Genomic DNA, 282 nt, shown 5'->3' on the forward strand with positions numbered 1-282 from the left:
TAAATCTAGAATTAGAAAAAGCTATAGAAATAAATTAAATTATGAAAGAAACAAACTTAAATACATATAAAGTCGGTGCTTTATAACTGTTTTATTTAATTATTTAATATTTTTTATTTAATTTTTCTATATTTTCTCTCCTTTGTTATAAATTATAAAAAATTTATAAATTTCAACAAATTTTTATAACTAAATGAAANNTATAAATAATATTAATAAGAAGCTATTAATAACTATATTTACTTTTTTTTTTCTAATAAGTTTTATATATTCACAATATCC

The sequence above is a fragment of the Candidatus Nanopusillus massiliensis genome, assembly GCF_920984865.1.